The 17392-nt window shown below is 32.6% G+C and carries 18 protein-coding genes; 8 read left to right on the forward strand and 10 right to left on the reverse strand.

The features are described 5' to 3' along the window. Positions 1-22: 22 nt before the first annotated feature. The 3 genes from ATE84_RS21405 to recR form a co-directional block, all read right to left on the reverse strand. On the reverse strand, positions 23-946 hold the full coding sequence (locus ATE84_RS21405) for a tail fiber protein (RefSeq protein WP_101449901.1): 924 nt from the start codon (positions 944-946) through the stop codon (positions 23-25). A 160-nt stretch (positions 947-1106) separates the two neighbouring features. Further along, a complete protein-coding gene (locus ATE84_RS21410) occupies positions 1107-2450 on the reverse strand; it encodes a dihydrolipoamide acetyltransferase family protein (RefSeq protein WP_101449902.1) in 1344 nt (447 codons plus the stop codon). Positions 2451-2588: 138 nt separating this feature from the next. After that, positions 2589-3209, reverse strand: a complete 621-nt coding sequence (recR, locus tag ATE84_RS21415) for a recombination mediator RecR (RefSeq protein WP_101449903.1) — start codon at positions 3207-3209, stop codon at positions 2589-2591. Positions 3210-3475: 266 nt separating this feature from the next. Between recR and ATE84_RS26340 the strand changes: the two genes are divergently transcribed. From ATE84_RS26340 to secA, 5 genes are all read left to right on the forward strand, one after another. Beyond that, positions 3476-3643, forward strand: a complete 168-nt coding sequence (locus ATE84_RS26340) for a hypothetical protein (protein ID WP_158237314.1) — start codon at positions 3476-3478, stop codon at positions 3641-3643. Positions 3644-3656: 13 nt separating this feature from the next. Next, entirely contained in the window at positions 3657-4091 is a 435-nt protein-coding gene (locus ATE84_RS21420) for a GNAT family N-acetyltransferase (protein WP_158237315.1), read from the forward strand. A gap of 31 nt (positions 4092-4122) precedes the next feature. Next, complete coding sequence (locus ATE84_RS21425) at positions 4123-4698, forward strand: cob(I)yrinic acid a,c-diamide adenosyltransferase (protein ID WP_101449905.1); 576 nt, start codon at positions 4123-4125, stop codon at positions 4696-4698. Between the two features lie 138 nt (positions 4699-4836). Beyond that, positions 4837-5058 carry a DUF2795 domain-containing protein gene (locus ATE84_RS21430; protein WP_008272287.1) on the forward strand — a complete coding sequence of 74 codons (222 nt, stop codon included), beginning with the start codon at positions 4837-4839 and terminating at the stop codon, positions 5056-5058. 227 nt (positions 5059-5285) lie between these two features. Continuing rightward, positions 5286-8642, forward strand: a complete 3357-nt coding sequence (secA, locus tag ATE84_RS21435; RefSeq protein ID WP_101449906.1) for a preprotein translocase subunit SecA — start codon at positions 5286-5288, stop codon at positions 8640-8642. A gap of 79 nt (positions 8643-8721) precedes the next feature. Here the strand turns inward: secA and ATE84_RS21440 are convergent, their stop codons facing one another. From ATE84_RS21440 to ATE84_RS21450, 3 genes are all read right to left on the reverse strand, one after another. Beyond that, complete coding sequence (locus tag ATE84_RS21440) at positions 8722-9594, reverse strand: type IV pili methyl-accepting chemotaxis transducer N-terminal domain-containing protein (protein ID WP_101449907.1); 873 nt, start codon at positions 9592-9594, stop codon at positions 8722-8724. Between the two features lie 326 nt (positions 9595-9920). After that, positions 9921-10316 carry a hypothetical protein gene (locus tag ATE84_RS21445; protein ID WP_101449908.1) on the reverse strand — a complete coding sequence of 132 codons (396 nt, stop codon included), beginning with the start codon at positions 10314-10316 and terminating at the stop codon, positions 9921-9923. Further along, positions 10300-10887 carry an RNA polymerase sigma factor gene (locus ATE84_RS21450; protein WP_101449909.1) on the reverse strand — a complete coding sequence of 196 codons (588 nt, stop codon included), beginning with the start codon at positions 10885-10887 and terminating at the stop codon, positions 10300-10302. The genes ATE84_RS21445 and ATE84_RS21450 overlap by 17 nt, the downstream gene beginning before the upstream one ends. Before the next feature lie 149 nt (positions 10888-11036). Here ATE84_RS21450 and ATE84_RS21455 point away from each other — a divergent pair, with 149 nt between their 5' ends. Next, positions 11037-11384 (forward strand): DUF6249 domain-containing protein, encoded by a 348-nt coding sequence (locus ATE84_RS21455; protein ID WP_101449910.1) that lies wholly within the window; start codon positions 11037-11039, stop codon positions 11382-11384. A gap of 283 nt (positions 11385-11667) precedes the next feature. Here ATE84_RS21455 and ATE84_RS21460 read toward each other — a convergent pair whose 3' ends face one another. From ATE84_RS21460 to ATE84_RS21475, 4 genes are all read right to left on the reverse strand, one after another. Continuing rightward, positions 11668-12309: a hypothetical protein gene (locus tag ATE84_RS21460; RefSeq protein ID WP_101449911.1), complete on the reverse strand. Its 642-nt coding sequence runs from the start codon at positions 12307-12309 to the stop codon at positions 11668-11670. A 521-nt stretch (positions 12310-12830) separates the two neighbouring features. Beyond that, positions 12831-14207, reverse strand: coding sequence for a hypothetical protein (locus ATE84_RS21465; RefSeq protein WP_101449912.1), 1377 nt, complete (start codon positions 14205-14207; stop codon positions 12831-12833). Continuing rightward, positions 14191-14802: a hypothetical protein gene (locus ATE84_RS21470; protein ID WP_101449913.1), complete on the reverse strand. Its 612-nt coding sequence runs from the start codon at positions 14800-14802 to the stop codon at positions 14191-14193. The genes ATE84_RS21465 and ATE84_RS21470 overlap by 17 nt, the downstream gene beginning before the upstream one ends. Further along, entirely contained in the window at positions 14786-15277 is a 492-nt protein-coding gene (locus ATE84_RS21475; RefSeq protein ID WP_051473846.1) for an RNA polymerase sigma factor, read from the reverse strand. Before ATE84_RS21475 ends, ATE84_RS21470 begins: the two co-directional genes overlap by 17 nt. A 348-nt stretch (positions 15278-15625) precedes the next feature. Between ATE84_RS21475 and ATE84_RS21480 the strand changes: the two genes are divergently transcribed. Continuing rightward, the gene (locus ATE84_RS21480; protein ID WP_101449914.1) at positions 15626-16180 is read left to right on the forward strand and encodes a DUF2911 domain-containing protein; all 555 of its coding nucleotides are present in this window, start codon (positions 15626-15628) and stop codon (positions 16178-16180) included. A 135-nt stretch (positions 16181-16315) separates the two neighbouring features. Continuing rightward, positions 16316-17389, forward strand: coding sequence for a methylmalonyl Co-A mutase-associated GTPase MeaB (meaB, locus tag ATE84_RS21485; RefSeq protein WP_101449915.1), 1074 nt, complete (start codon positions 16316-16318; stop codon positions 17387-17389). Positions 17390-17392 lie beyond the last annotated feature (3 nt).

The raw sequence follows: 17392 nt of genomic DNA on the forward strand, positions 1-17392 counted from the left end.
GTTAAATTAATTACCTTGATTTTTATTTTTCAGACTCTAATTTTTCAAGTCGAGATTGTAGTTCAAGAAGTTTTTTGTTCATTGAATTTAATTCAACGTTCTTTTTTTTGAGGCTTCCTATCTCTTTTTGTTGCTGGATTGTATACAATGTTAACTCTTCTATCTTTTTAAGAAGATTCATATTCATCTCAGCTAACATCACTCCATTTTGCGCAAATTCTTTTGCTGATGGTATTTCAGGAAGATGGCTATTCTGTATGATATAATCCTCTACTTCTTCTATACTTTTTAGATTATAATCTTTTGCAAAAACATAATCCGGCGCAGGTACACTAAGATCAATTTTAACCTCTTCTGCATGGATGTTCCCATTTACCGTTAGTTTCATATCGGGATTTGAAGTCCCAATTCCAATATTCCCAGTACTTCCCTGAGCAAACATTATTCTTGAAGCTTTACCATTATAAACTGAGAAATCTCTATATTGAGTTATTCCTTTGTTGTAACCATAAAAATTTATTGCTATTTGAGAATTTCCATTAGTTTTCCATTCTTCAATAGAATTATCCCGCAATACTAATCTTCTATTATTAGTTTTTACCTCCCCAACAGCATCCATATTCCCCGTACTTCCCTGAACGAACATTATTCTTGAAGCTTTACCATTATAAACTGAGAAATCCCTATATTGAGTTATTCCTTTGTTATAACCATAAAAATTTACTGCTATTTGAGAATTTCCATTAGTTTTCCATTCTTCAATAGAATTATCTCGCAATACTAATCTTCCATTATTAGTTTTCACCTCTCCAACAACATCTAATTTTGTTTGAGGCTCAGTCGTTCCAACACCAACATTACCATTTGATTGGTGAATCTGACCCTGACTAAACCCAAAATTCAGAACTCCAGCTATCAACCCTATTGCAAAAATTATTTTTTTCATGATGTATATTATTTTTATCGTTATCAATACATGTCTTAAAAAGTAAAAATGTTACTATCATAAAATTTTTACACGCACAAAGGTCTAATTAATCTTGATATCATAAAAAAACCACGACAGCTACTGTCGTGGTTTCTATTTATCTTAGAATTGATGTTTCTTAAAACTCTCTATTCACATCCCAGGCTTCCAGGTAATCTTTTACACGTTGTACAAACTGTCCTCCTAGTGCACCATTAACCACTCTGTGATCATAAGAGTGTGATAAGAACATTTTATATCGAATACCAATAAAATCTCCATCAGGTGTTTCAATTACTGCTGGCACTTTTCTAATTGCACCAAGAGCTAGAATTGCTACTTGTGGCTGATTAATAATCGGCGTACCCATAATACTTCCAAATGTACCTACATTAGTTACTGTATACGTACCGCCTTGTATATCATCTGGTTTTAAAGCATTATTACGTGCTCTATTGGCAAGATCGTTAACTGCTTTAGTCATTCCTACCAAATTCAATTGATCTGCATTCTTGATCACAGGTACAATCAAATTACCATCAGGTAAAGCTGCTGCCATACCTAAGTTAATATTTTTCTTTTTGATAATTGTATCTCCTGAGATAGAGATATTGATCATCGGAAAATCTCTTATAGCTTTAGCAACTGCTTCCATAAAAATAGGAGTAAACGTAAGGTTCTCTCCTTCTCTCTTCATGAAATCTCCTTTTACTTTCTTTCTCCAGTTCCAGATATTGGTTACATCGGCTTCTATAAATGACTGTACATGAGCTGAAGTCTGTACAGATTCAACCATATGATGTGCAATAAGTTTACCCATTCTGGTCATTTCTATAATCTCATCTTCTCCTGATGCTACTACCGGTGCTGCTTTTGAAACCTCTTGTTTTTTAACAGGAGTAGCTGGTTTTGCTTGCGCTTCTTCTTTTGCAGGTTGCACAACTGGTGCTGTTTTTATTTTTCCATTTTTACGATCGTCTACAAATTGTAAAATATCATTTTTGGTAACACGACCATCCTTACCTGTTCCCGAAATAGCTTCCAGTTCATTCAGTGAAACATTTTCTGCTGCAGCAATATTTTTTACTAATGGAGAATAAAACTTACTACTTCCAGAAAAATCAGTTGCATTTCCTGCTACTGTTGTTTCTGTCATTTGCGCTTCTAGCACTACTGCTTCTTTTGGAGTTTTCTCAACTTTTGCAGTAGTTTCTTGTGGAGTCGAATCTACAGCTCCTTCACCTTCAGTTTCTATTACAGCTATAACTTGGCCTACTTGTACTACATCATCAACATCAAAAAGTTTTTCTACCAGTACACCTTCTACCTCACTAGGCACTTCACTATCTACCTTATCAGTTGCAATCTCAACAATCGCATCATCTAATTCAATAGTATCTCCAACCTCTTTTAACCAAGTTGTTATTGTTGCCTCTGCAACACTCTCACCCATTTTTGGAAGTTTCAGCTCAAATTTTGCCATATTCTTAATCAAAAGTGTTTATAAGTTATGTTTTTTGCGAATTTAATCAAAATTCGGCTTAAAAATTATTTTTTCCGTATTAAAATTTACTTAATATCTTTATCTTCAAGTTTACAGATACTTCTAAATATATGCAAATCAAGGACTTTTTAATGCATTCTCAAAAGGAATTCGATTAAGTATACTTCTTCCCAAAGTAACTTCATCTGCATATTCCAGCTCATCATTAACACCAATTCCCCGAGCAATAGTAGAGGTTTTTATAGGTATTCCTTCTAATTGTTTATACATATAGAAATTGGTAGTATCTCCTTCCATAGTTGCGCTTAATGCAAATATCAATTCTTTTACCTCTCCAGATTTAACTTTCTCGATCAAAGAACTAATATTCAATTCTTGCGGGCCAATACCATCCAACGGGCTTATTTTACCTCCTAAGACGTGATATAATCCTCTAAATTGACCTGTACCTTCTATCGCCATTACATCTCGTATATCTTCAACTACACAAATAATTTCACGATTTCTAACTGGGTTACTACAGATATCACAAATATCGGTATCACTAATACTATGACATGTAGAACAAAATTTAATATCCTCACGTAATGTTCCCAAAGCTTTTGTTAAGTGCTGAGTCTGGGTTTCTGGCTGTCTAAGTAAATGTAATACCAATCGAAGAGCAGTACGTTTTCCTATCCCTGGTAATTGAGACATTTCATAAACCGCATTCTCTAATAATTTTGAAGAAAATTCCATAGCGCAACAAATTTAGCATTTTTAATGATGAACTCCGTCCAGAGTTCCACTCTTTAAACAAAAAATTATGTTTTTATATCATAATGACATTTTTTTATCATCTAAATCTATTACTGTAGTCATAATTAGTTAAAACTGATTGAAAAATAAATATTTTATAACATCTAAGAAGACGCTACATAAATTCAATTTTGTAATATAAACTATGATAATCTTAACTATACAATTAAGGCCTTTTTGTTATTTTTACTCCAAAAGTAAAAGTAATGTTAGATACTCTTTCTGAAGAAACACAACTTATTTTAATGATCATAGTCATTGCTATCTTATTCGTAGCGGTATCCTGGAATACCAAACGAAATAAAAACAAACTATATGATCGCGACAAACGTAATTTTAGACAGAATTATCAAAAAAGGAAAAAGAAGAGATAACCATATCTGTAACATGAAAAAAATATATGTTAGAAAGGCTACACCAAAAGATATAGAATGGATAAACAACACCTATCAAAGTATAGATTTTGTAGTATCAGATTTTAATGCTGAATATATTGCTATTGCAAAAATTGAAGGTGTAAAATGTGGGCTGGGAAGAGTTGTCAATATTGATAAAAACAACTTAGAATTAGGAGGAATGTATGTATTAGATCAATTTAGAGGAATGGGAATTGCAGAAAAGATCATCCTTCATTTATTAAAAAATTATGAACAACATAAAAAAATATGGTGTCTTCCTTTTGAACATCTTCAACCATTTTATAACAGATTTGGTTTTCTAGATCAAAAAACACATGATTACAAAATTCCTGATAAAATATACGCTAAACACAAATGGTGTAATCAAAATTATAATAAGGATGTACTTTTATTAGTTAAGTAATTATTATCCATTAAAACAAACATACATTTCAATGAAAATATATACTAAAACAGGTGACAAAGGAACTACTGCTCTTTTTGGTGGTACCAGAGTACCCAAGCACCATATCCGTATTGACAGTTATGGTACTGTTGATGAACTTAATTCGCATATAGGACTTATCAGAGATCAAAAAATTGACGAGCTAAGTAAAAAAATATTAATCAATATACAGGATAAACTTTTTACAGTTGGAGCAGTTTTAGCAACTGACCCTGAAAAGGCTATATTAAAAAGCGGGCAAAAACGACTAAATATACCTACAATTTCTACAGAAGACATCGAATTACTAGAAAAAGAAATCGATAGCATGAACGAATCTTTACCGCCAATGACACATTTTGTATTGCCTGGAGGGCATCAAACCGTGTCATTCTGTCATATTGCTCGCTGTGTATGCCGAAGAGCAGAGCGTTTGGCAACAGCATTGTATGAAATAAACCCTTTTGAAGAAACAACACTGCACTACTTAAACCGACTATCTGACTATCTTTTTGTACTGGCACGAAAGTTGTCGAACGATCTTAAAGCAGAAGAAATTGAATGGATTCCTAAAAAGAATTCTTAAAATTTAATAGCTGTTAAAATTAGTAAGGGAAACCCCCTAAAAAATCACGTTCTTAAAATTATTGTTTAAATAATTAATTTTTTACTTGACTTTTTAAACTAAAAAATTATTTTTGCAAAAAATTAAACCAGTAAACATATGTATTGGACTTTAGAATTAGCATCTTATTTAAGTGATGCACCTTGGCCAGCTACAAAAGACGAGTTAATAGATTATGCAATTCGTACTGGAGCACCTCTGGAGGTTGTAGAAAATCTACAAGCAATTGAAGATGAAGGAGATTCATATGACTCTATAGAGGAAATATGGCCAGATTATCCTACTGACGAAGATTATCTTTGGAATGAGGATGAATATTAAATAAATGAAATAGTATTAAAAGTCTCGCAAGAGGCTTTTTTTTTGCGTAAATTATGCCACTTTATGGCTATTTACAGCTTAAAAGTATTGTATAATATGACCACTTAGGTCCTGAGATAGCAATAGACTTCAGATATTGAGGTCAGATTTGAATGTTACCTTATTATAGGAAACCAATTAGTTTCGTTTTGAAACCAAAATCTCATTAAACACACAACCATAAAATTATGGGAATTTTAGATTCTGTATTAAAAGTATTTGTTGGAGATAAGTCCAAAAAAGATATCAAAGAAATTCAACCAAAGGTTGAATTGGTAAAGCAAGCAGAAAAGGCTCTTGAAGGCCTTTCTCATGATGAATTGCGTGCCAAAACTGTTGATTTTAAAAATAGAATAAATGAAGCTCGCACAGAAATCAATGCTAAAATAGAAGCGCTTACCGAGGAAGCCAACAACACAGAAGATATCGATAGAAAAGAAGATATATATGTTGAAATCGATAAGCTAAAAGAAGAAGCATATGAAACTACAGAAAAAGCATTAAACGATATTCTTCCTGAAGCTTTTGCCGTTATAAAAGAAACTGCTAAGCGTTTTGCTAATAATGAATCAATAAAAGTTACGGCTTCTGCTTATGACCGAGAACTTTCTGGCACCAGAGATCACATCACTCTTGATGATGAGCAAGCCATTTGGGCAACAAGCTGGGATGCTGCTGGTAAAGAAGTAAAATGGGATATGATCCATTACGATGTACAGCTTGTTGGTGGTATTACACTACACGAAGGAAACGTAGCAGAGATGCAAACAGGAGAAGGTAAAACTCTGGTTGCAACACTCCCGGTATACCTTAATGCTTTATCTGGTAATGGTGTTCACCTGGTAACAGTAAACGACTATCTTGCCCGTCGAGATAGTGAATGGATGGCTCCAATTTTTCAGTTCCACGGACTTACCGTAGATTGTATTGATAATCACAGACCTAATTCTGCAGAACGTAGAGCGGCCTATAATGCAGATATTACTTACGGAACCAATAATGAATTTGGTTTTGATTATCTACGTGATAATATGTCTCATGCCCCAGAAGACCTGGTACAGCGCCCTCACAATTATGCGATTATAGATGAAGTAGATTCTGTGCTAATTGATGATGCGCGTACACCATTGATTATTTCTGGACCTATACCAAAAGGAGATGTACACGAATTTGATGAGTTAAAGCCTAAAATTGCCGATATCGTTTCGGTACAACAAAAATATCTTACTACTGTTTTAGCTGAAGCAAAAAAATTAATTGCAGCAGGTGATGTCAAAGAAGGAGGGTTTAAGTTACTACAAGTATATCGAGGGATTCCTAAAAATAAAGCTTTAATTAAGTTTTTAAGTGAGGAAGGAGTAAAAATGCTACTTCAAAAGACAGAAAACTTCTATATGCAGGATAATAACAGAGAAATGCATAAGATTGATGCAGATCTGTACTACGTAATAGAAGAGAAAAACAATCAGATAGATCTTACTGATAAAGGTGTAGATTATCTTTCAGGAAAAGATGATCCGGATTTCTTCGTACTACCACAAATTGGTATGGAAATAGCTAAAATTGAAGGTTTAGAATTATCAAAAGAAGCAGAAGCAGAAAAGAAAGAAGATCTTTTTAGAGAGTATAGTGTAAAAAGTGAACGCATTCATACCCTACGTCAACTATTAAAAGCATATTCTTTATTCGAAAAGGATGTAGAATATGTGGTGATGGATAATAAAGTAAAAATTGTTGACGAGCAGACGGGGCGTATTATGGATGGACGTCGATACAGTGATGGATTACACCAAGCCATTGAAGCCAAAGAAAATGTAAAGATCGAAGATGCAACGCAGACTTTTGCTACAGTAACACTTCAGAATTATTTCCGTATGTACGGTAAATTATCTGGTATGACAGGTACTGCAGTAACAGAAGCAGGAGAACTTTGGGAAATCTACAAACTGGATGTAGTAGAAATACCAACCAACCGACCAATTGCCAGAAAGGATATGGAAGATTTGGTATACAAAACCAAACGTGAAAAATATAATGCCGTAATAGAACAAGTTACAGAATTATCCCGTGCAGGAAGACCTGTACTAATCGGTACTACTTCTGTAGAAATTTCTGAACTATTAGGGCGAATGCTTACGATTCGTAAAGTACCTCATAATGTATTGAATGCGAAACTTCATAAAAAAGAAGCCGATATTGTTGCCGAAGCTGGTTATGCAGGTGTAGTAACTATCGCTACCAATATGGCCGGTCGTGGTACTGATATTAAATTATCTGATGAAGTAAAAGCTGCTGGTGGACTTGCAATCGTAGGTACAGAACGTCATGATTCTCGTCGTGTAGACAGACAGTTGCGTGGTCGTGCCGGTCGACAAGGAGATCCAGGAAGCTCTCAGTTCTATGTATCACTAGAAGACAATCTAATGCGTCTATTTGGTTCTGAGCGTATTGCCAAAATGATGGACAGAATGGGGCTAAAAGAAGGTGAGGTTATACAGCATTCTATGATTTCTAAATCTATCGAAAGAGCCCAGAAAAAGGTAGAAGAAAACAACTTCGGTGTTCGTAAACGATTATTAGAGTATGATGATGTAATGAATGCTCAGCGTGAAGTTGTATACAAACGTCGTTATCATGCATTGTTTGGAGAACGTCTGCGTGTAGATATCGCCAATATGATCTATGACACTGTAGAAGTAATCACAGAAGGAAATAAAGCCGCTCAGGACTTTAAAAATTTCGAATTCGAATTGATTCGATATTTCTCTATGAGTAGTCCGATTTCTGCAGAAGAATTCGAAAAAATGGATTCTCTAAAAATCGCAGGAGAGATTTACAAAGTTGCATACGAGCATTATCAGGATAAAATGAAACGTAATGCAGATGCTGCCTATCCAGTTATAAAGCAAGTATACGAAGATCCTGCCAGTAAGTATGAAAGAATTTTAGTGCCATTTACGGATGGAGTGAAAAGTATAAATGTTGCTACCGATTTGCAAAAAGCATATGAGTCTGAAGGGAAGCAGCTAATTACCGATTTCGAGAAAAATATTACTCTTGCCATTATTGATGATGCCTGGAAAACACATCTTCGTAAAATGGATGAGTTAAAACAAAGTGTACAGCTAGCCGTTCATGAACAAAAAGATCCTTTATTAATCTATAAGTTTGAAGCTTTTGAATTGTTCAAAGCCATGATCGAAGAGGTGAATAAAGATGTTATTTCATTTTTATTTAAAGGAGAATTACCTACAGGTGATACACAAGATATTTCTGAAGCTCGCCAAGTACGAAGAAAAGAGAATCTCGAAACTTCTAAAGAAGAAATTCCTAATATGGATGAGCGTGCGGCACAAAATAGAGCTGCAGGACAAACACAAGATAGGCCTCAGGTTACTGAAACTATTGTACGAGAGCAACCAAAAATTGGACGTAATGATAGAGTAACCATCAAACATGTAATGAGTGGAGAAAATAAAACCGTGAAATACAAACAAGCAATCCCACTAATCGAAAAAGGAGAATGGGTGCTTGTGAATGAATAATCCTTTCTTATACAATAACACAAAAGCCGGAAGAATAAACTTCCGGCTTTTTATTTATAGCTTATTCACTAATATTATTTTATATTTTTACTTTCTCGTACATATATGTTATATCATTGAATAATCGGGTAAGTTCGTTACTCATTTTATAGATTTCTTCACCCTTAAACTCTTGATTACTTAATTTACCTCTATTTTTTTTGATCATGTTCCATTGAGAAAAAGTCAATCCAATTTTTTCATCAATTTCTGGAGTATTAAACTTAGATATCAAAAGCTTGTTAATTGCTCCATCTAATTCATGGAAAGCGTTATTAAGCATTTGAGAAGAGTTCTTATTTTTTAATTCCATTTGATTCGCATAATAATAAAACGCCAATCGTTGTGAAAGCATTCGCTGTCTTCCTGATATATTTATAACCTTCTCTAATTCTAATTTATCTTCAATTAAATGAGATTCACTCATATCTCCTTTCATACTTTGAAAAGAGTTTTTAGATTCCAAAATAATAGAAGACACCACCGCATTGGTAGCTTTAAGAAGTTCTGTATTTGTTTCTATTATTTTTTTTGCTTTTTCATAACTCGGTTGCGCTTCTAGCAGTGCTTTAAACTTTTTCCATAATTCATTAACTTTAGTTAACTTTTCAATAGTCCCTTTAAACTTGGTATTCTGTAAAAGAACACGATTTTGTTCTTCAAAAATAACCTTACTCGACAATAGGTCTCTTTTTACCTTCATATCATCAGCATTATTAAGTAAAAATAAATATGCTTTAGACATTTTTTGAGTAAGCATACGTTGCTTACCTGAAACATTAATAGCGTTGTTAAATGATAATGATCCATATTTATCGTTGAGTTGCGCATGAAGGCTTAATGTACTAGTATACACTAATCCTATCACAAATAAAATCATTATTGATCTGGGGGTTTTTCTTTTGTTTTTCATCTAGTAATGGTTTTAAGGTTTTGTTATTTAGTTTACGATTTTTAAACAAATCATGAGAAGTTAATTTACCTTCATTTTTTTGGGATTTCCTTATTGATTTGCCGTGCAAAAGTATTTCAGACTATGTTCCAGAAATATGATTTTTATCAGTTCATAAACACTTCTAAATAGGTAAGAAGATTAAAAAAACATCCAGAATTATTACACTATAAGAACAATCTATTCTCATAGTATAGAAGATCAAAACCGATTATCTCTAATTATGAGGTAATCGGTTTTTTTATATAAAAAATATATACTTTATAAATCTATTGATAACAAAATAGTTATGAAGAAAATCGTTTGTCAATCCTTCTTTTCAAAATAGTTATTTGTATAAAGAATAGAAGAGCAAGAAATGAAATACCGTATATCGTAGTTTTATGAAAAGTAAAGTTAGAAAATGGATTTTTAATACTTAGTTTATTTAAAAAAGAAAAATTAACATTATTTAAGATAGATTCTTTACCATCTGATAAAAATGGTATCATACATAGCAATACAGCAACAATTACCCCAATAATGAACCAAACTTTCTTAGAAATCAAAGGTTTGTATGTCGGTGATATTTCAATAGTTGAAAGTTCTACTTGCTCCATGACATTTTTCAGAAAATTTTCTGAAGGAGTCTCTAATCCAGCTTCCTTAATTAAATACTTAACATCTTTATATGGCTCTTCCATTTTTACTACTAATTTCTGGAGAAATGTGATGCTTTAATACCGAATATAGTTTTTTTCTACTGCGATATAATTTTATTTTCACATTATCTGCTGTTAAATTTACAATTTCTACAATTTCTTTTACACTTTTTTCCTCAAAATAGTATAGTGTAATAATAGCGGCTTCATCTTCGGGGAGCTTCATTATACTATCTGATATGATTTTTTTTCTTTCTTTTACCTGTAGATAGTTCAATGCATCACCAACCAGTTCCATTTCTCCTTCACTTACCTCTTCTATAAGTTCAGACGTTATCATTCTTTTACTTGCTTTGATTGCATCTAAACTTTTTCGATATGCAATAGTGTACAACCAGGTAGAAAACTTAGCATCACCCCTATAATTTTTTAAGGATTTATATGCTTTGACAAAAGAATCCTGAGCAACTTCTTCTGCCTGTTCCTTATTCTTAACCATACGATACACTATTGTGTACACCAAACCCTGGTAGCGCTCTACTAAAACAGAAAAAGCATTCACCCGCCCTTCTAGCACTTTATTGATATAATATTGATCTGATTGATGGTTCATTTCCTCATAGGACGACATTATATAATTGATGGTTACATAATTTCAACTAAAAAATACAAAATATTTTTTTACTCTTTTTGTAACCACTTCAGATTACTCTTCGTCTTAATTAAAAAACGAACAGTATTAATCTTTTAAATTAAAACATGATGGGATCAGAAATAGTTATAATACCCGCAATCTTTGGAGTATTTTTTGGAATTATTTATTTATTTATTTCAGCTAGAAATAAGGAACGTATGGCCCTTATAGAAAAAGGCGCAGATGCTTCTATATTCTATAGCAGTAAAGAAAAAAGAGTTACTCCAATATGGAAAGTGCTTATTCTAAATTTATCTTTATTACTAATGGGTATTGGAATCGGGATTTTTATAGCTGGTATTCTACACTTATCAATAGGCGTAGATGAAGAAATAGCTTATCCTGGCACCATCTTCTTAATGGCAGGAATTGGCTTATTCACTGGCTTTACTATGACAAAGAATCTGGAAAAATAAACGAAAGTATTACTTGATAAAAAATATCCTGATGGTTATCAGGATATTTTTTTATTTACATTTTCACTACTTTATAGATGATAAAAACTTGATATAAGAAACCTATAATCAAATTTAGACGTGCTGTCTATCAGTATTAGAGGGGAATCACAATATACAGGCAAAATACCCTAAAAGCTTCTTAAACGTCTCCTTACTACCTCAAATTCTATACTTTCATAAATAAAATCACAAAAAAAGCCTTCCAAATTTGGAAGGCTTTATATAGTAGTCAAAATTTTTATTACATATCTGCTACGAGATCGTCATTATTTACAAATTTTTCAACAACAACAGATTCTCCTTTATTGTTTTCCAAAACATAAACTCCAGCTGGTAATTGACTAAGGTCAACAAAATTTGTCGTTTTTGATAAGATATGTACTGTATTTTTTACTTCAAATAATTTGATCTTGTCTCCTTCTTCAAAACCAACTACAGTTACAAAATCTCCTTCTCTGGTTATTTCTAAAAGATTGGTCTCTGCATTTTCATAATAGTGAACAAATTCTTGCTCTACATCAATCTCTGCAGGTATAAGCGCTCTTTTGCTATCATTTTCTAAAACAAAATCAGCTTCTACATTCTCCAATGCCCCTGCGATATTAATTGCTTCTTCCAAACGTTCTATAACAATAGACTCTCCTTCACTGTTTTCTAATAAGTAAGACCCTATAGGTAATTGACTAAGGTCAACCTCTCCATGAGTTTTTGATAAAATATGATCTCCACTTTCTACTTCGAACAATTTAATTTTATCTCCATCCTGAAAATCTACAACTACCACAACAAGACCTTCCATTTCTACTTCTAGAATTTGGCCCAAGTCATTTGCATAACTACTCAAGAATAAAAATAAGCTAAAAAAACACGCTACTGATTTCATCTTTACAAACTTTATAGGTGGGGTTGTTATTATTTTATTACGGTTTTACCATACAATGATATTACTTAATTACAGTTAAACAAATTAAAAGCCAGACTTTTAGATCAAATGTTTTCGATATTCGACAAATGACACAAAAAATGTTAAATTAAACCAAATTCAATGTTAAAACACTGATAATCAGTATTTTGATTTTTATAAATTGTTAAAAAATCAGATGAAGAGCAAAAATCAACAGATTAAAAGACTTATTCTATAATATACCTACATTTTTTTTCAAAAAAACAGAAAGAAAACACGGTATGTTAAGTTAGAGTTGATCTAAGGTAAATTTAAAAATCAAACCAATTGCTTAGAACAATTGGTTTAAAATTCTTTGACTCTTTAGAATAAAGAATCTTAGTTATATAAAGTATTGAGCATATTTAAATTAAAGCTTATAACATGCTACTAAAAAAGCCCTATCAGTCTAAACCGATAGAGCTTTTCTATAATTAACACTACATTACTATGAAAAAATTTTATTTATTATTTAATACAACTTCGCTATACTTAGCATTAATTGTAATCATTTTATCTGTACTACGCGTATTCTGAAATCCATTAACAAATACATTTCCAAAATTCTTTCTTGTATTTATTTCTAAAGTTTTAGGTAAAGAAATTATACTTTGTGCCCCAGTGTAGGATAAGTTAAATGCTGTTTTTGGTAAATTTAATTTAAAATCACTGTTTTGAACTGCCAAATCTAAGGTAGAAAAAGACTCTCCAAGATTAGCGATAGTAATTACTCCAAAACTTCCTGAGATCGCTCCATTTTCATCAAGTTGCTGAATAAAAACATTACTAGAATCTGCATTAACAAGAAGGTTTTTAGCATTTTGTATTCTACAATTTTTTACATAATTAATCACCAATCTACCGTTGTTCCACTGTCGAACAAAAACAGGAGAATACGAAGCCTTAATAAAGGTTTGTTTACCATCTATAACATTAGCCGAGAGCTTGGTATGAGATAAAGAAGCTCTAATATTATTGGATTTTTCTGCTAATTGCACATCCCCATGACGAATACTAAGTCTTAATTTAGCTTCTTTAGGAATACGCACCTTAATAATTTTACTTGTGCTATTAGTATTAACTCTACTAGCACTGTATCTATATACTGTAACATTAGCTGTTCCGGCCTGTTGCTTATCGACATCTTGTACTAACTTTGATGCCCATGCATTCATTTTTCTTCCATATTGTTCATCCCAGGTTTCTAAACGAATTTGCATCTGACCAGATGGTGTTACTTTTGTTGTACTATTTTCAAACTGCTTTGCCCATTTTTGTTTTTCCTTCCCTTCTTCTTTAAATTTTTCACGTATCTGGCTCTCCCATTGCTTAATATATTTTTCATCATTTTCTTTATGAATCCCGTTATTATAAGTAACGTTAGCTTGATTTTGAGAAAGCGTACTTGGCATAGGGTTTTTAGCCATGTTTTCCATAAGCGGCCCTAACATATCAGTAATCATAGGACTTAACATCCTTAATTCCTGTAAGCTCTTTCTATCCATTGTAATACTAGAAGCGGTAACATTTCTACTCCATAAATTTCCTGCGGTAGAATTAATTGTAACTTTCTGACTATCTCCCATGACATCGACTTGCCAACTATCGAGTATGCGTTTACTGTTTTCATCAGAAAGATCACCTTCTAAATAAGCCTCTACCTCGATTGTGTTTTTATTCCAGGTTTCAAAAACAATATTTGTATGACTCGTATTAAGAACGACAGTAACATCTTCATTTACCGCGAGCTTTTTATTTAATTTGTCTTGTCTGTCCTGTGCAAATAAGCCTGCACAACACAACAAACCAAGAGTCGCTACATTAAGCCTGTACTTCATTGTAATTTTCGTTTTCAATTCTCTCTAATTCTTTTAGTTTGTCTTTTAGTCTATTTAAAAGAGATAACCTTATAGTTAAATTCTCCATCATAGCTTCTACACTTTGAACATTAGGTCCAACTTCTATCAATTCTTTATTAAGTTTTTGGTACTCTTTATCAAGATTATCCAATCTGCTCATAAAGCTTTCTACCAGTTCTCTATTCGTATCATCAATTGTAATCTGGGATAATTGAAATTTGATACTGGTTAGTATACTATTTTCTACTTCTTGATACTCAGGGGATATTTCTGCCAAAGGGGAAGATTGTTTTGTTAATATCACAGAGGAATTTTTCACAGGAGCAGTACTAGAATCTACTATATCAGATTCTTCGTTGCTATTACTACCAAGTTGGTTATATGTTAGTAATGAAACCGAAAAGATAACAACAATACTAGCAGCAATATTAAGCCATCTATAATCAAACCCTCTGGTTTTTTTAGGCAATTCATTCTCCAACCTAGACATAAATCTTTGTTGATGCCCTTTTCTTATTTGCTCAGCAGGAATCTGTTTATCCTGCTTTAATAGTTCTCTAATATCCTGTGCCATGTCTCAAATGTTTTAATTCTTCCTGTAGCTGTTTTTTCCCCCTATGTACCAATGTTCTTGAAGAAACTGGTGTGATATCCAGCACTTCACTAATTTCATTATGATCATACCCTTCTATCAAAAACAGCATGACAGCATATTTATATTTCTCTGGTAATTTTTCGATTGCTTTTTTTACTTCATCTACAGTAACAGAATCTGACACTGACCAATCGTTCTGTTCTTCTACACTAGTCATCACCTGTTCATTAATTGCTACCATATTCATTTTCTTAGCTTTTAGCATATCTATGCTTTTATTTATAACAATTCGCTTAAGCCAAGCACCAAAAGTAACATCTCCCGTAAATTGGTGAAGTCGTGTAAATGCTTTGATGAAAGATTCTTGCATAGCTTCTTCTGCCTCAAATGGATCTTTAAGAAAACGCAATGCTACATAATACATACCATCACAGTATTTATTATAGAGTTTCATCTGCGCTCTACGATCGTTAGCCCTACATTGTTCTATTAGCTCGCTTTGTAACAAACTTTCTTAACTTTATGGTTAGTGATTATTTTTTAAAACTGTTTTAAATCGTATTCATCTATATAGACGAAAACATATATTCCATGTTGCAAAATTATGCATAAAAATCATAGAATACCAAACAATATACTGTATATCAAATAATTAACAAAACAATGTGTGCTTATGATTTCTATATCACAATTCTATTTCTAGTAGAACTAATGTAAATATTACTCTTCTACTTATTTTTATGAATACTTAAACATAGACTTAAGTTTTAAAAGCGGTATATTTAGAATTAAAAAAATCATTATGCCAAAACTTTTAAAGCGAACGATGTTTATTTTATTAGGGTTAGTATTGATTGGATTTGCAGGAATGTATTTCATGAAGCAAAGTACCAAAAAACATAGCCCTGAAGAAATCGTTACTCACACAGCAAAAGATGCTACTTTCACTGTTTTTTACAACAGGCCATACAAAAAGGATAGAGCAATTTTTGGTAACCTGGTTCCATATAATCAAGTATGGAGAACCGGAGCTAATGAAGCCACTACATTTACAACAGATAAAAATCTTCTTGTTGATGGCACCATACTTAAAGCAGGAACCTATACATTATGGACAATCCCAAATCCCAAATCTTGGAAAGTAATTTTTAATAGTAAAGAATATGGTTGGGGAGTACATATGGATGGTACTGCAAAACGAGATGCTTCATATGATGTGCTCACTGTAGAAGTACCTGTTCAACCCTTATTAAATGTAGTAGAACAATTTTCTATTTATTTTGAAAATGCAAATGACTTCACCATATTATATCTTGCATGGGATAGAACTGCAGTTGCTGTTCCTATAAAAATATAAATTCGTTTTCTTTGATAAGAATAAGTTTGCATCAATCAAAATTCATAATACCGTAAATATTTAAAATAGCAGAAGGTATATTTTTTAATTATAAGTTTCCAAAAGGAATGTATAACTTTGCCATAAAGCCATTCTGTGTCTAAAAACTCTAATAAACATCCTACTGCGCCTTCTAGCACTAGTAGTCAAGCAATTGATCGATTTAAAAAGTTACAGCAAAAAGAAATTGTAATTGATTCTATTTTTAAGGCAATCATTGCTCAGGACACTGCTGCTTTAAGTAAAGGGATTACATTAATCGAGAGTACTCAACAAAACCATATTGAAAAAGCGCAACACCTTATTGAGATGTGCCTTCCTTATGCCAATAACTCTGTAAGAATAGGTATAACAGGGGTTCCTGGAGTTGGCAAAAGTACCTTTATTGAAGCCTTAGGTAATTTGTTATTACAAAAAGGGAAAAAAGTTGCAGTTTTGGCAGTAGACCCAAGCAGTACAATTTCACATGGCAGTATTCTAGGTGATAAAACCCGAATGGAATCTTTAGTACGATCCTCTATGGCTTTCATACGCCCTTCTCCATCTGGAAATTCACTGGGAGGAGTAGCACAAAAAACACGTGAGTCTATTATTCTTTGTGAAGCTGCAGGATATGATGTTATCATTATTGAAACTGTAGGTGTAGGACAAAGTGAAACTGCTGTACATAGCATGGTAGATTTCTTTTTATTATTAAAGCTGGCAGGTGCTGGAGATGAATTACAAGGTATCAAACGAGGCATTATAGAAATGGCAGATGCTCTTGTTATCAATAAGGCAGATGGAGATAATATGATACGTGCTCGTAAAGCCAAAAATCAATTTAGAAAAGCACTCCATTTATATCCCCTTACACAAAACAACTGGTCTCCAGAAGTACTAACCTGTAGTGCTATAGAAAATACTGGTATTGATGATATTTGGAAAATGATCCTAAAATATCTGAAAATTACCTCTGAAAATGGTTTTTTTGAAGAAAACAGAATCCAACAAAACAAATTCTGGTTATTACAAACTATTGAAGAGCAACTAAAGAACTCTTTTTATAACAACCCCAAAGTTAAAGCTGCTTTAGATTCAAAAATTGAAGCCGTTCAACAGCACAAAATCACTCCCTTTGCTGCTGCCAGGTATCTGTTAAACATTCATAAACAAGATAAGAAAGAATAAATA

The organism is Aquimarina sp. MAR_2010_214 (assembly GCF_002846555.1).
Classification (GTDB): Bacteria; Bacteroidota; Bacteroidia; order Flavobacteriales; family Flavobacteriaceae; genus Aquimarina.

Bases quoted from the DNA above. Each gene is read 5' to 3' on its own strand.
- ATE84_RS21430 (WP_008272287.1), top strand. From the start codon at position 4,837: ATGTATTGGACTTTAGAATTAGCATCTTATTTAAGTGATGCACCTTGG.
- secA (WP_101449906.1), top strand. From the start codon at position 5,286: ATGGGAATTTTAGATTCTGTATTAAAAGTATTTGTTGGAGATAAGTCC.
- ATE84_RS21455 (WP_101449910.1), top strand. From the start codon at position 11,037: ATGGGATCAGAAATAGTTATAATACCCGCAATCTTTGGAGTATTTTTT.
- ATE84_RS21440 (WP_101449907.1), bottom strand. From the start codon at position 9,594: ATGAAAAACAAAAGAAAAACCCCCAGATCAATAATGATTTTATTTGTG.
- ATE84_RS21445 (WP_101449908.1), bottom strand. From the start codon at position 10,316: ATGGAAGAGCCATATAAAGATGTTAAGTATTTAATTAAGGAAGCTGGA.
- ATE84_RS21420 (WP_158237315.1), top strand. From the start codon at position 3,657: ATGAAAAAAATATATGTTAGAAAGGCTACACCAAAAGATATAGAATGG.
- ATE84_RS21425 (WP_101449905.1), top strand. From the start codon at position 4,123: ATGAAAATATATACTAAAACAGGTGACAAAGGAACTACTGCTCTTTTT.
- ATE84_RS21405 (WP_101449901.1), bottom strand. From the start codon at position 946: ATGAAAAAAATAATTTTTGCAATAGGGTTGATAGCTGGAGTTCTGAAT.
- ATE84_RS21460 (WP_101449911.1), bottom strand. From the start codon at position 12,309: ATGAAATCAGTAGCGTGTTTTTTTAGCTTATTTTTATTCTTGAGTAGT.
- ATE84_RS21465 (WP_101449912.1), bottom strand. From the start codon at position 14,207: ATGAAGTACAGGCTTAATGTAGCGACTCTTGGTTTGTTGTGTTGTGCA.
- ATE84_RS21410 (WP_101449902.1), bottom strand. From the start codon at position 2,450: ATGGCAAAATTTGAGCTGAAACTTCCAAAAATGGGTGAGAGTGTTGCA.
- ATE84_RS21475 (WP_051473846.1), bottom strand. From the start codon at position 15,277: ATGAAACTCTATAATAAATACTGTGATGGTATGTATTATGTAGCATTG.
- recR (WP_101449903.1), bottom strand. From the start codon at position 3,209: ATGGAATTTTCTTCAAAATTATTAGAGAATGCGGTTTATGAAATGTCT.
- ATE84_RS21470 (WP_101449913.1), bottom strand. From the start codon at position 14,802: ATGGCACAGGATATTAGAGAACTATTAAAGCAGGATAAACAGATTCCT.
- ATE84_RS26340 (WP_158237314.1), top strand. From the start codon at position 3,476: ATGTTAGATACTCTTTCTGAAGAAACACAACTTATTTTAATGATCATA.
- ATE84_RS21450 (WP_101449909.1), bottom strand. From the start codon at position 10,887: ATGAACCATCAATCAGATCAATATTATATCAATAAAGTGCTAGAAGGG.
- ATE84_RS21480 (WP_101449914.1), top strand. From the start codon at position 15,626: ATGCCAAAACTTTTAAAGCGAACGATGTTTATTTTATTAGGGTTAGTA.